At 64.1% G+C, this 12890-nt stretch carries 15 protein-coding genes; 7 read left to right on the top strand and 8 right to left on the bottom strand.

Annotated features, from left to right (window positions below; genetic code table 11):
* The first annotated feature begins 28 nt into the window (after positions 1-28).
* The 5 genes from O7A60_RS06120 to O7A60_RS06100 all read left to right on the top strand — a co-directional run bounded on the left by O7A60_RS06120 (position 29) and on the right by O7A60_RS06100 (position 3606).
* Positions 29-844: an SDR family oxidoreductase gene (locus O7A60_RS06120; protein WP_337105512.1), complete on the top strand. Its 816-nt coding sequence runs from the start codon at positions 29-31 to the stop codon at positions 842-844.
* A 40-nt stretch (positions 845-884) separates the two neighbouring features.
* Positions 885-1370, top strand: a complete 486-nt coding sequence (locus tag O7A60_RS06115; RefSeq protein WP_280940097.1) for a MaoC family dehydratase — start codon at positions 885-887, stop codon at positions 1368-1370.
* On the top strand, positions 1367-2401 hold the full coding sequence (locus tag O7A60_RS06110; protein WP_337105511.1) for a phosphotransferase: 1035 nt from the start codon (positions 1367-1369) through the stop codon (positions 2399-2401). The genes O7A60_RS06115 and O7A60_RS06110 overlap by 4 nt, the downstream gene beginning before the upstream one ends.
* A 119-nt stretch (positions 2402-2520) precedes the next feature.
* Positions 2521-3165: a TetR/AcrR family transcriptional regulator gene (locus tag O7A60_RS06105; protein ID WP_027142975.1), complete on the top strand. Its 645-nt coding sequence runs from the start codon at positions 2521-2523 to the stop codon at positions 3163-3165.
* A 189-nt stretch (positions 3166-3354) separates the two neighbouring features.
* On the top strand, positions 3355-3606 hold the full coding sequence (locus O7A60_RS06100) for a DUF680 domain-containing protein (RefSeq protein ID WP_337105509.1): 252 nt from the start codon (positions 3355-3357) through the stop codon (positions 3604-3606).
* Between the two features lie 44 nt (positions 3607-3650).
* On the opposite strand, the gene O7A60_RS06095 is transcribed toward O7A60_RS06100, so the two are convergent.
* The 8 genes from O7A60_RS06095 to O7A60_RS06060 form a co-directional block, all read right to left on the bottom strand.
* Complete coding sequence (locus O7A60_RS06095; RefSeq protein ID WP_337105508.1) at positions 3651-4700, bottom strand: Gfo/Idh/MocA family protein; 1050 nt, start codon at positions 4698-4700, stop codon at positions 3651-3653.
* On the bottom strand, positions 4700-5485 hold the full coding sequence (locus tag O7A60_RS06090; protein WP_337105507.1) for a ThuA domain-containing protein: 786 nt from the start codon (positions 5483-5485) through the stop codon (positions 4700-4702). The genes O7A60_RS06095 and O7A60_RS06090 overlap by 1 nt, the downstream gene beginning before the upstream one ends.
* 76 nt (positions 5486-5561) lie before the next feature.
* Positions 5562-5786, bottom strand: coding sequence for a hypothetical protein (locus tag O7A60_RS06085; RefSeq protein ID WP_337105506.1), 225 nt, complete (start codon positions 5784-5786; stop codon positions 5562-5564).
* Between the two features lie 59 nt (positions 5787-5845).
* A complete protein-coding gene (locus O7A60_RS06080; RefSeq protein ID WP_337105505.1) occupies positions 5846-6427 on the bottom strand; it encodes a sarcosine oxidase subunit gamma in 582 nt (193 codons plus the stop codon).
* Entirely contained in the window at positions 6420-9413 is a 2994-nt protein-coding gene (locus O7A60_RS06075) for a sarcosine oxidase subunit alpha (protein WP_337105504.1), read from the bottom strand. The genes O7A60_RS06080 and O7A60_RS06075 overlap by 8 nt, the downstream gene beginning before the upstream one ends.
* Complete coding sequence (locus O7A60_RS06070; protein WP_337105503.1) at positions 9410-9721, bottom strand: sarcosine oxidase subunit delta; 312 nt, start codon at positions 9719-9721, stop codon at positions 9410-9412. Before O7A60_RS06070 ends, O7A60_RS06075 begins: the two co-directional genes overlap by 4 nt.
* Positions 9722-9732: 11 nt before the next feature.
* The gene (locus tag O7A60_RS06065) at positions 9733-10155 is read right to left on the bottom strand and encodes a hypothetical protein (protein ID WP_337105559.1); all 423 of its coding nucleotides are present in this window, start codon (positions 10153-10155) and stop codon (positions 9733-9735) included.
* A 2-nt stretch (positions 10156-10157) separates the two neighbouring features.
* A complete protein-coding gene (locus tag O7A60_RS06060) occupies positions 10158-11411 on the bottom strand; it encodes a sarcosine oxidase subunit beta (protein WP_337105501.1) in 1254 nt (417 codons plus the stop codon).
* Positions 11412-11622: 211 nt separating this feature from the next.
* Here O7A60_RS06060 and O7A60_RS06055 point away from each other — a divergent pair, with 211 nt between their 5' ends.
* Together O7A60_RS06055 and O7A60_RS06050 are read left to right on the top strand one after the other, a co-directional pair.
* On the top strand, positions 11623-11994 hold the full coding sequence (locus O7A60_RS06055; RefSeq protein WP_337105499.1) for a DUF2568 domain-containing protein: 372 nt from the start codon (positions 11623-11625) through the stop codon (positions 11992-11994).
* Between the two features lie 103 nt (positions 11995-12097).
* A complete protein-coding gene (locus O7A60_RS06050) occupies positions 12098-12856 on the top strand; it encodes an SDR family oxidoreductase (protein ID WP_337105497.1) in 759 nt (252 codons plus the stop codon).
* The last annotated feature ends 34 nt before the right edge of the window (positions 12857-12890 follow it).

The following is a 12890-nucleotide window of genomic DNA, read 5'->3' as shown; positions in this document are numbered from 1 at the left end:
CCCGCGGGCGAAGGCGCGGAGAATTTGGATGAGCTATCTGGATGAGCTGTTTTCGGTTGCCGGCAAGACCGCGCTGGTAACGGGAGCGGCGACCGGCATCGGCCGCATGGCGGCAACCGCGCTGGTCAAGGCCGGCGCTAGCGTCATGATCGCCTCGCGCAAGGGCGAGGATTGCATCAAGGTCGCCAGCGAGTTGAACGGACTTGGCGCCCCGGGCCGGGCGGAAGGCTTTGCCGCCGACGTTTCGAGCGAGGCTGGCATTGCCGCCCTGGTCGGCGAGGTCAAGGCACGGACCGAAAGACTGCATATTCTGGTCAACAATGCCGGCGTGTCCTGGGGTGCGCCGCTGGAGAGCTTTCCCTATCACGCCTGGGCCAAGGTGTTCGGCGTCAATGTCACCGCGGTCTTCCATCTGACACGCGAATTGCTGCCGCTGCTTGATGCTGCCGCAAGCGAAGCCGATCCGGCCCGGGTGATCAATCTGGGATCGGTGATGGGCACGCAGCCGCTGGCCGACGATGCCTATTCCTACACCGCCTCCAAGGCCGCCGTGCATCATCTGACACGCACGCTGGCGTTCGAATTCGCTGGCCGCCGCATCACCGTCAACGCCTTCGCACCAGGCCCATTCCAGAGCCGCATGACCGCATTCGCCACCGGCACGGACGAACAGGCCAGGCATGTCGGCGGCCATGTCCCGATCGGCCGCATCGGCACGCCGGATGACATTGCCGGCGCAACGCTCTATTTGTGCAGCCGTGCAGGCAGCTATGTCACCGGCGCCATCCTGCCGATCGACGGCGGGCAGGCGGTGCAGCATGGGTTGACCTTATTCAAGGAATGACATTTTCCGGCCGCAGAAGCCGGGAGTGAAACAGGAGGACATGAGCGTGGAACCGATCAGTCTCGATGTGCTTCTGGCCAGTGTCGGCAAGGAGGTCGGCGTTTCGCCCTGGCGCGTGGTCACGCAACGCATGATCGACCAGTTCGCCGACGCCACCGACGATCACCAGTTCATCCACTGCGATCCGGAGCGGGCCAAGCGCGAAACGCCGTTCGGTGGCACCATCGCGCACGGCTTCCTGTCGCTGTCGCTGTTGTCGGCGATGACGTTCGAGACCATGCCGCCGCTGGAAAACGGCAAGATGGGTGTCAACCATGGCTTCGATTCGCTGCGCTTCCTGGCGCCGGTGAAGACCGGCGCGCGCATCCGCACCCGTTTCGTGCTGGCCGACGTCAAGGTCAGGCCATCGGGCTGGGTGCAGACGGCGCATGACGTGACCATCGAGATCGAAGGTTCCAAAAAGCCGGCGCTGACCGCCCGCTGGCTGACGCTGACCTTACTTGAACGTCAGCCCGAGACGGTATGAGCGACCCGAACGCGCTCGATCAGGCGGCGCTTGCGCCTTACCTCGAGGCGCACATCCCGGGCTTTTCCGGGCTCGCGGCAATCGAAAAATTCAAATCCGGCCAATCCAATCCGACCTATCTCCTGACAGCGGCAAGCGGCCGTTACGTGCTGCGCGCCAAGCCGCCAGGCCAACTCTTGAAATCGGCGCACCAGGTCGACCGCGAATTCCGGGTGATGGAGGCGCTTTCGGGCACCGCCGTGCCGGTGCCCAAAATGCTGCATCTGTCGGCAGAGGGCTCGCCGATCGGCCGTATGTTCTACGTCATGGATTTCCTCGATGGCCGCATCTTCTGGGATCCGGCGCTGCCTGTGGTGCGCGGCAACGATGAGCGCGCCGCGATCTACGATGCCATGAACGCCACACTTGCTGCCCTGCACGATGTCGATGTCGAGGCCGTGGGTCTCAGCGATTTCGGCCGCCCCGGCAATTACTTCGAGCGGCAGCTGGCACGCTGGACCAGCCAGTACCGTGCCTCCGAAACCGGCACCATTGCCGACATGGATCAGCTGATTGCCTGGCTGGAGATGGATATGCCGACCGATGATATCAGGGCCTCGCTGGTGCATGGCGACTATCGGCTGGACAATCTGATCTTCGCGCCGGACCAGCCGAGGGTACTGGCGGTGCTCGACTGGGAATTGTCGACATCAGGCCACCCCTTCGCCGACATCGCCTATCAATGCATGCAATGGCGCCTGCCGCATGCATCCGGCTTTCGCGGCCTGGGCGGCATCGATCGCTCGGCACTAGGCCTGCCTTCCGAGGAAGACTATGTCGCCGCCTATTGCCGGCGACGTGGGCTGACCGGCATCGGCAACTGGACGTTCTTCCTCGCCTTCTCCTTCTTTCGCCTGGCTGCAATCTGCCAGGGCGTCTACAAGCGGGCGCTCGACGGCAACGCTTCCAATCCGGAAAAGGCCAGAACCTATGGCGAGGCGGTGAAACTGCTCTCGCACTTCGCCGCCGAACTGATCGAAAAGCAGTCGTAGTGGGGAGACGTCATGGGTCGCTTCTGACGCCTGCCGCTTGGGAACCCGCGGCGCCCTTGTTCGTTTCCGTACAGCGTATATAATTTAGCCAAGGCACCAACCAGACAAGGGCAACGGACTTGCCGCTGAGCGTCCAGAAACGCCGCGAGAAACAAAAGGCCGAACTGCGCTCGGAGCTTGTCGCGGCCGCACACAAGCTCGTCCAGGAAGAAGGCTATGAAGGCCTGACCATCCGCAAGCTGGCCAAGCGGGTCGGCTATGCGCCGATGTCGGTCTATTCCTACTTCGCCGACAAGCAGGACATCCTCTTCGCGCTGGCCGAGGACGCATTTGAAACGCTCGCCCGGCGCATCGAGGAGCACCCGTCCGACGATCCGATCGAGGCCTTGCAGGCGGTGATGACCGAATATGCGGCCTTCGGGCTCGGCAATCCCAATGAATACCGCACTGTCTTCATGACCGAAAAGACCAAGCTGCCGGAAGGCAGGAGCTACGAGGACATGGAGGAAGGCAACCCGGCGATGAAGGTGCTGATCAGCAGGGTCGAGGCCTGCGTCGCCGCCGGCAAATTGCGTGGCGATCCGCGCGCCATCGCCACCATGCTGTGGGCGGTCGGCCATGGCACGATCTCGCTGCTGATCACATTCCCCTTCTATCCCTTCGGCGACGCGCAGGCTTTCGTGAAGCGGATGTGCGATTTCACCCTTGCCACGCTCAGCACGCAAGATGTGCCGCCGTTGACCGAAACACCGGTCAACTGCTGAGCGCGACCTCTTCGTTTTTCCAGATTTCCTCACCGCCTCTCCCAGCCAGAATGGGGCGGATTTCTTGGTTAACAAAAAGTCTACCGTACGTGTACAATTTCTCTTGAACTTCGCGATCGACGGACGTATTTGTACAGAGCAACGTACATGTACGGAACAAATTCACCCCGTCGAACACGGAGACTGACCATGAAAAAGACACTCCTCGCCCTCGCCGCCGTCCTGGCGCTTTCGGGTTCGGCCTTTGCCGCCAACACCACCACCCATGCGATCAAGCACCCGACTGCAGCGACCTGCGTCGACACCAAGACCAATGTGAAGCTCGATTGCGCTTCGACCGGATCTGTCGACAAGAAAGCTTCCACGGGAGCCACGACCGACGGCAAGGGTCCCAGGCTCGGGATCACGGTGAACCCGTGGATTATGCCGAGCGCCTACTGAGATTTTCCGAAAGTCTGGCCGGCTCAGCCGGCCAGATGGTGATTTCAGGCGATCGAGACCGGCAGCTTGGCCGCTGAACTTTCGAAGGCCGCGTCGATCAGCTTCTGCATGTCGGCGGCGCGCCGGAACGACGGATCGCCGTTCCGTCCCGTGTCCAGCGCATCGGCGAAGCGCCGGGCATTGTGCTTGACGTCAGGCGGCGTCAGCATCCGCCAACGGTGCTGATCGACGTCGTCACCCAGGCAGGCCGACAGCCGCGAAACCTTGCCGTCGGTCTCGACCTTGATCGCGCCCTTGGTGCCGTGCAGGGCCAGTGACAAATCATTGCCATGGCCCGTCGTGTAGCGGCTGGCCATGATCGTGGCCAGCGCGCCTGAGCTGAGCCGCGCCGTTATCGCCAAGCTGTCATTGACGTCGAGCACATAGTCACCGATGCGGTCGCCCTCCGCCTTCGGAAACGTCACCAGATCGGCATGCAGCGAGACGATATCCTGGGCCGCGCCATAGGTCGCGAAGTCGAGGATATGGATGCCGACATCGCCCAGAACACCCGTCGAACCGTGCCGGCTCGACAGGCGCCACAGCCATTTGTCGTCGACCCGCCAGTCACCCCAGAACTTGCTGACCAGCCAGCTTTGCCGGTAGTTCGCCTCGACATGGCGCAGTTCGCCGATCTCGCCGGCCTCCACCATGCGCCGCGCCTCGTGGATCACCGGCCTGTTGCGATAGGTCAGGTTGACCATGTTGACGAGCCCGGCCGCCTCGGCGGCTTCGCTCATCGCAAGCGCATCGGCATGGTTCGGCGCCAGTGGCTTCTCGCAGAACACATGTTTCCCGGCGGCCAGCAAGGCGAGCGTCGTCGCCTTGTGGACTTGGTCCGGCGTCGCGTTGATGGCGGCATCGAACTCGCCCCACGCGATCGCAGCTTCGAGGCTTTCGAAGAAATTGGCTATTTTGTTGGCGGCGGCGAAGGCCGCCGCGCGGCCCGGCAGATGATCGACGCAAGCGACGATGGTACAGCTCGGAACCTGACCGAACTCCTCGATATGATGTGCCGCGATCCAGCCGGTGCCGAGCAAAAGCAGGCGATGCATCAGCTCAGCCCCTTCTCACCGTCGGCATGCAGGCGCAGGCCTTTCTGGACGATCTTCTCCTTGGCCTTGTCCGTCGGCACATTCGGCGCGCTGGTGATGCCGGACCATGCCGGGGCCGGGTTGTGCGCCCAGTGCACGGCGTTGCGCAGCACCTGCTGCACGCCTTCATTGTGATAGATCGGATAGGTCTCGTGGCCCGGTGAGAAATAGAAGATTTTTCCCGCTCCCCGCTGATAGGTCAGGCCGGAGCGGAACACCTCGCCGCCCTCGTACCAGGAGATAAACACCGTCTCCAGCGGCTCCGGCACCGCGAACGGCTCGCCATACATTTCCGTCTCGCCGATCTCCAGGCATTCGCCGATGCCTTGCGCGATCGGGTGGCCGCGATTGATCGCCCAGACACGCTCGCGCTCGCCCGCCTCGCGCCATTTCAGCGAACAGGGCGTGCCCATCAGCCGCTTGAAAATCTTCGAGTAGTGGCCGGAATGAAGCACGATCAGCCCCATGCCTTCCCAGACCCGCTTCTGGACGCGCTCGACGATCTCGTCCTTGACCTCGCCATGGGCGGCATGGCCCCACCATAGCAGCACGTCGGTGGCCGCCAGGCGCGTGTCGCTCAGGCCGTGCTCGGGTTCCTGCAAGGTGGCGGTGGTCGCTTCGATTCGCTTGTCCTGGTTGAGCGCGGCGGCGATGGTACCGTGCATGCCCAAGGGATAGAGGTCGCGCACGGCGGCATTGGTCTGTTCATGGACGTTCTCGCCCCAGACAACGGCTTTAACAGGCATCTTTCCTCTCCAAAGCGCTTTGAGTACCGCATCCGATGAGGTCTTGGAAAGATGTCGTCGATCAAAATTTGTGAAATCAGGGCTTGCGGGCCTTGCGGCCAGGGACTGTCTTGGCCTTGCCAGGCTTGGCCGGTGCGCCGGGAATGGACGACCCCGTAATCGACACGGGATCGCTGGCTGGAAATGTGTCCTCGAGGCCTTCCTCGAGTTCGTCTTCGGCGTCGGCCTCGTGATGCCGCTCATGTTCGAGCGAACGGACCGCCGCGGTTTTCGGCGATTTCGGCGCGGACTTCGACGACATCGGCAGTTCTCCCTCGATTTGTCGCCGCACAATGGACGCGGGCGGCAAACGTTCCGGGGTCAGCCGGCGGCTTCGCGGGCTCCCTCAGACAGGAAAGTAAAGACATAATCCGAGAAAGAACGCCAGCACTCGACCCTGAAGGCCTCGTCGGCCGTGCGCAACAGCACGATCTCGGCCTTGCCCAAAATGGTGCGCGAAGCGGCGCCCACCGGGAAGGCTTCGAGCGACAGATCCTGCGGGCAGCCCGAATTGATCGCGGCTTCCGCCGCCGGGCCGGTGACGGAAATCGCGATGTTGCGATGCGAGATGCCGACCGACGAGTGCAAGGTTGAAACCTTCGCGCAATCGGCGAGCGGGTCCTTGCCGGCCTCGTCGATGACAAGCCACTCGTCCGGCCCAAGCCACAGCGCCGTACGGCCGCTCTTCGACGCGGATGTTTTCGGCTGCTTCGGCAGGGTCACACCGAGCGCCTTCGACAGAGCGGCGACCGAAGCTTCCGGCGCGCGCAGCGAAATGCGCAGGGCCGGCGGCAGCACTTCGACCTTGACACCCGTTGCGGAGACAGTGCGCCCGGCCAATGCCGGACGCCGCTCCGCCGAGGGCGAAGCCGTCGCGGCCGTCTTTGCAGCAGCTTTAGCCATTGAGGCGCCCTCCCGTCTCGTCGAGGAACACCATGCCGGCAACCTCCACTTCGATCACCCCGTCCGGCATCGGCACGTAGAGCGTGTCGCCCATCCGGTCACGCCCGCCGGCAACCAGCGCCAGGGCGATGGAACGGCCGCAATTCTGCGACCAGTAGCTCGAGGTGACGTGGCCGATCATCTTCATGGGGATTGCCTGCTTCGGGTCCTCGACGATCTGCGCGCCTTCTTCCAGCACCACCTTGGGATCCTTGGTCTTCAAGCCGACCAGTTGCTTGCGGCCTTTGGCGACCAGATCCGGCCGCGCCATGCCCCTGATGCCGACGAAGTCGGCCTTTTTCTTGCCGACCGCCCAGTCGAGGCCGGCATCGTTTGGCGTCACCGTGCCGTCGGTATCCTGGCCGACGATGATGTAGCCCTTCTCGGCGCGCAGCACGTGCATCGCCTCGGTGCCGTAAGCGGTGGCGCCATGCTTCTGGCCCTCGGCCCACAACGCTTCCCAGACGGCCTGGCCATAGTCGGCCGGGACATTGACTTCGAAACCGCGCTCGCCGGTGAACGACATGCGGAACAGCCGTGTCGGCACGCCACAGATCTTGCCTTCCCGCACCGACATATGCGGCAGCGCTTCATCAGACATGTCGATGCCTTCGACCAGCGGCGCGATGATGTCGCGGGATTTCGGACCCTGCACGGCAATGACCGCCCACTGCTCGGTGATCGAGGTCAGCCAGACATTGAGATGCGGGAACTCGGTCTGGAGGTAATCCTCCATGTGGTTCATGACGCGCGGCGCGCCGCCCGTCGTCGTCGTGACATGGAAGCGGTCCGGCGCCAGCCTGCCCACGACACCGTCATCATAGATGAAGCCATCCTCGCGCAGCATGATGCCATAGCGGCAGCGGCCTGGCTCCAGCTTCTCCCACGGATTGGTGTAGAGCAGTTCCATGAACTTGGCCGCGTCCGGGCCGACCACTTCGATCTTGCCCAGCGTCGAGGCATCGAACAGGCCGGCTTGATTGCGGACCCCAACGCATTCGCGGTCGACCGCCGCATGCATGTCCTCGCCGGCTTTCGGGAAATACCAGGCGCGCTTCCACTGGCCGACATCCTCGAACACCGCGCCTTGCGCCTCGGCCCACGGATGGATCGCGGTTCTGCGTGTCGGGTCGAACAGCGGCCCACGCGCATGGCTGACAATCGCGCCGAAGGTGACAGGCGTGTAGGGCGCGCGGAACGTGGTCAGGCCGACCTCCGGGATCGGCCTGCCCAGCGTTTCGGCGGCAATCGCCAGGCCGTGCATGTTGGAGGTCTTGCCCTGGTCGGTCGCCATGCCGTTGGTGGTGAAGCGCTTGACATGCTCGATCGAGCGCATGCCTTCATGCACCGCCTGGCGGATGTCCTTCGCAGTCACGTCGTTCTGGAAATCGACGAAGGCTTTAACCGTCGTGTCCGGTCCGGCGCCGGGCGCCGCACCCAGCATGCCGCGCGACCAGCTCTCCGAGGCGTCCACCTTCGGCTTGGTCCCCTTGGCGGCTTTCGCGCCGGCATCCTTGGCCGCCTTGGCGCCCGCCGCATAGGCCTCGTCGACCGTCGCCGCCAGTCCGTCGGTGCCGTTGCAGGCGCCGACCGAGACGCAGTCCTGCGCGTAGGTGCCGGGCACGAACCGCTTGGTCTCGTCGTTGAAGGCAACCTTGCCGCGCGACTGCGAGAACAGATGCACCGACGGTGTCCAGCCGGCAGACATCAGGATCGCATCGACCGGAATTGTGCGTTCGCCGCCACCATTCTTCGGCTGCACGGTCATCGACGACACGCGCAGCTTGCCGCCGGCGCGGATCACAGCACGGCCGGAATTGATCTCGATGCCGAGCGCCCTCGCCTCGTCGATCACCGGGCCGGTCGGGTTGTCGCGCAAATCGACGATCGCCGCCACGTTGACGCCGGCCTTCTTCAGGTCGATCGCGGCGCCGTAGGCCGAGTCATTGGCGGTGTAGACACCGACATTTTTTCCGACCGCGACACCATAATGGTTGAGGAAGGTGCGCGCCGCGCCCGCCAGCATGACGCCCGGCCGGTCGTTATTGGCGAACACCATGTGGCGCTCGATGGCGCCGGAGGCCAGCACCACGCGCTTGGCTCGGACCTGCCATAGCCGTTCGCGCGGCAGGTCATGGCCGGGAGCCTTCAGGTGATCGCTGACGCGCTCGACCAGACCGACGAAATTCTGCGCGTAGTAGCCGAACGCCGTGGTGCGCCGCAGCACGCGGACGTTGTCCATCGCACCCAGCCTGGCGATCGCCGCTTGCGCCCAGGCAAAGCCGTCCTGGCCGTCGATTTTCGCGCCAGACTCGAAGCGCAGGCTGCCGCCGAACTCGGCCTGCTCGTCCGCAAGGATGACACGCACGCCGGTCTCCGCCGCGGCAAGCGCCGCCGCGATACCAGCCGCACCGCCGCCCAGTACCAGAACGTCGCAATGGGCGTAGCGCGAGGAATAATGGTCGGGATCCGGCCTGTCGGGGGAAACGCCAAGACCGGCGGCTTCGCGGATCTTCGGTTCGTAGAGGCTCTTCCAGGCCGCCTTCGGCCACATGAAGGTCTTGTAGTAGAAACCGGCCGAGAACAGCGGTGATGCCAAATCATTGACCGCGCCGACGTCGAAGGACAGCGACGGCCAGCGGTTCTGCGAATTGGCGGCAAGCCCGTCATAGAGTTCCTGTACGGTGGCGCGCACGTTGGGCGTCTTGCGCGCGTCATCACGCACGATCTGCACCAGGGCGTTGGGCTCTTCCGCGCCGGCCGAGAGGATGCCGCGCGGGCGGTGGTACTTGAACGAACGGCCGACCAGATGCACGCCGTTGGCAAGCAGCGCCGAAGCCAATGTGTCGCCCTCGATGCCGGCATAGGACTGGCCATCGAAGCTGAAGCGGGCGGTCTTGGCCTGGCTGAGGCGTCCGGCGCCGGGAATGCGCAACGCGCCGCTCATTTGGCTACTACTCCGTTGGAAACGATGGGCAGCTTGGAAGGTTTCGGCTCGCCGGCCTTGTAGGTCATGACGAACTTGTCGGTGACGGTGTCGCGCACCGCGTTGAAGAAGCGCGCGCAGCCATGCATGTGCCGCCAGCGCTCATAAATGATGCCCTTGGGATTCGAGCGGATGAAAAAGAACTTCTCGAAATCGTCGTCGCTCTCGCCGGCCATGTTGGCCGAGCGCGCGATATGCGCCTCGCCGGCGTTGCGGAACTCGAGTTCCGGGCGCTCTTCCTCGCAATAGGGGCAGCGGATGAGAAGCATCGTGTTTGTTCCTACAATTCGCCGTGACCGACGCGCGCGCCGGGGGGTTGGTCGCAAAGCTTCTGGCCCATGGTCATGAAGGGAGCGACGAGTCGCAGCCGCTCCTCGACGCTCGTCGCCGCACTGAAGAGATCGCGGTTGGCCATGTTGCCGAGCGTCAGCTGCATCGGATCTGTCGTAACGATGACGCCACGCGGTTGGAAATCCTCGTCCTCATCCAGCCCATGCGGCCTGCCCTCGAAGAACATCACCACTTTCTGGCCGACACTCCAGACGCAGGCGAGCATTCCCTCGTCGACGGAAAACGGCCAGCCGGCCTCGTTTCCGGCACGGTTGATCGGCTGTAGCCGCACCTCCTGCGCCGTGGGAACATGAAACATGCCTTGTTCCCCCGCCAGCATCAGCGGCATCGCTACTGCCACCTCGGCCATCATCATCAGTGCGCCACCGCCGCCGCCGCTGCCTCGTCGATGAGGCGGCCGGTGCGGAAGCGTTCGATGGTGAAGGGCGCGTTGATCGGGTGCGGATCGTCCTTGGCGATGGTGTGGGCGAAGACATGGCCCGAGCCCGGTGTCGCCTTGAAGCCGCCCGTGCCCCAGCCGCAATTGACGTAGAGGCCGGGCACCGGCGTCTTGGCCAGGATCGGCGAGCGGTCGGGCGTCACGTCGACGATGCCGCCCCACGAACGCAGCATCTTCATGCGCGTGAAGATCGGGAACATCTCGCAGATGGCGTCCAGCGTATGCTGGAGAATGTGAAGTCCGCCGGTCTGCGAATAGGAAACATACTGGTCGGTGCCGGCGCCGATCACCAGTTCGCCCTTGTCGGACTGCGAGATATAGGCGTGCACCGTGTTCGACATCACAACGCAAGGCACAACCGGCTTGACCGGCTCCGACACCAGCGCCTGCAGCGGATAGCTCTCCAGCGGCATGCGCACGCCGGCCATGTTCATGATGACCGAGGAATGGCCGGCCGCGACGACGCCGACCTTCTTGGCGCCGATGAAACCGCGCGTCGTATCGACGCCTGTGACCGCGCCGTTGGCAGCCCGCTTGACGCCGGTGACCTCGCAGTTCTGGATGATGTGGACGCCGCGCGCCGAAGCGCCGCGCGCATAGCCCCAGGCGACCGCGTCATGGCGCGCCGTGCCGCCGCGGCGCTGCAGGGCAGCCCCGACGACCGGATAGCGCGCGTCTTTCGACGTATTGAGCGGCGGACAGAATTCCTTGGCCTGCTCCGGCGTCAGCCATTCATTGTCGATGCCGTTCAGCCGGTTGGCATGGACATGGCGCTTCAGCACCTGGATGTCGTGCACATTGTGGGCGAGCATCATGACGCCGCGCGCCGAATACATGACGTTGTAGTTGAGTTCCTGGGAGAGCCCGTCCCACAGCTTCAGCGCATGGTCGTAAATCCCTGCGCTCTCGTCATAGAGATAGTTGGATCGGATGATAGTGGTGTTGCGGCCTGTATTGCCGCCGCCCAGCCAGCCCTTTTCCAGCACCGCGACATTGGTGATGCCGTACACGGTCGCGAGATAATAGGCGGTGGCCAATCCATGACCGCCGGCGCCGACGACGATGACGTCATATTCCTTCCTGGGCTCCGGCGAGGACCATTGTTCCTCCCAGCCCTTGTGGCCGCGCATGGCCTCGCGGGCGATGGCGAATACAGAGTATTTCTTCACGGTCCAGCCTCGCGCCAAAAGGTCTCGCGGATTGCAGCCGGGTCATCCTTGGCCCAGCGCGCGAGGTGTATCACTAGCGAAACGGCGCTGCCATCCTTGCGCTGTTTGCGACGGCGCTTGCCGTTTTGCGCCGTGCTGAAAGAGAGGTATCCGGTCTGGCCCCGATGACTGCCTTCAGTCACACTTCCCGGCGTCGGGGATTCGGAGGACGATGGTGGGCAACGCTTGGTGGAATCTCACATTGCGCTTCCTGCTGGAACTGGCGGCTTTGCTTGGCCTCGGCATGGCAGGCTGGAGCCTTGTCGAGGGCTGGTGGCACTGGATCCTGGCCCTTGCCTTGCCACTCATCGCTGCACCGTTGTGGGGGATTTTTGCCGTGCCCGGCGATCCGAGCCGGTCAGGCCGGGCCCCGGTGCCGGTGCCTGGCGCTGTCAGGCTGGCGCTGGAATTCGTCGTCCTGTTCGGCGGCGCGGCCGGTTTCCATGTGGCAGGCCATGCCGCCACGGGCACCATCATGGCCGTGCTGATCGTCATCAGCTACGCGTTCTCGCTGGACCGATTGGCTTGGCTGCTGCGGCAATAGTTGGTGCGAGCCTCTGCGGCTTTCGGGTGGCTGCTGTCCTGCCGATTTGCGACGAAGCATCCTATCGCCGGCAAAGCTGGCGCGAAAGACAAGGATTCCAGACATGCTCGCACTCGCCAACAAGATCGCCATCGTCACCGGTGCCAGTTCCGGCATCGGCCGCGCCACCGCCAAACTGTTCGCGGAGGAAGGCGCCAAGCTGGTCATTTCCGCTCGCCGCCAAGCTGAGCTTGATGCACTCACCGTTGAAATCGAGGACGCCGGCGGCACGGCCGTCGCTCTCGCGGGGGATGTCACCGACGAGACCTACGCGAAAGCTCTCGTCGAGCTGGCGGTCGGCAGCTTCGGTGGACTGGACATCGCGTTGAACAATGCCGGCTCCGTCGGGCCGATGGGGCCTGTCCCCGACATGTCGGCACAGACATGGCACGGGACGATGGACACCAATCTGACCAGCGCCTTTCTCGGTGCGAAGTATCAGATACCGGCCATGCTCGAGCGCAGTGGCGGCTCGCTGATCTTCACGTCGAGCTTTGTCGGTTACACCGCCGGCATGCCGGGCATGGCCGCCTACGCCGCGGCCAAGGCCGGCCTGATCGGATTGACGCAGGTGTTGGCCGCCGAATACGGACCGAAGGGGCTGCGCGTCAACGCGCTGCTGCCCGGCGGGACCGACACGCCAGGCGCGACGGCGACCACGCCTGAGGCTCGCGCCTTCGTCGAGGGCCTCCACGCCCTCAAGCGCATGGCGCAGCCGCAAGAGATCGCCCGCTCCGCGCTTTACCTTGCCTCCGACGCCTCGAGCTTCACCACGGGAACCGCGCTGTTTGCGGATGGCGGCGTGTCGATCAACCGGACGTGAAGGATTTTTTGTGGGACAGGCCTGTCGTCGTTGT

The organism is Mesorhizobium salmacidum (SeqCode) (genome assembly GCF_037179605.1).
GTDB lineage: Bacteria > Pseudomonadota > Alphaproteobacteria > Rhizobiales > Rhizobiaceae > Mesorhizobium > Mesorhizobium salmacidum.
This window is presented reverse-complemented; position numbering and strand designations above follow the sequence as displayed.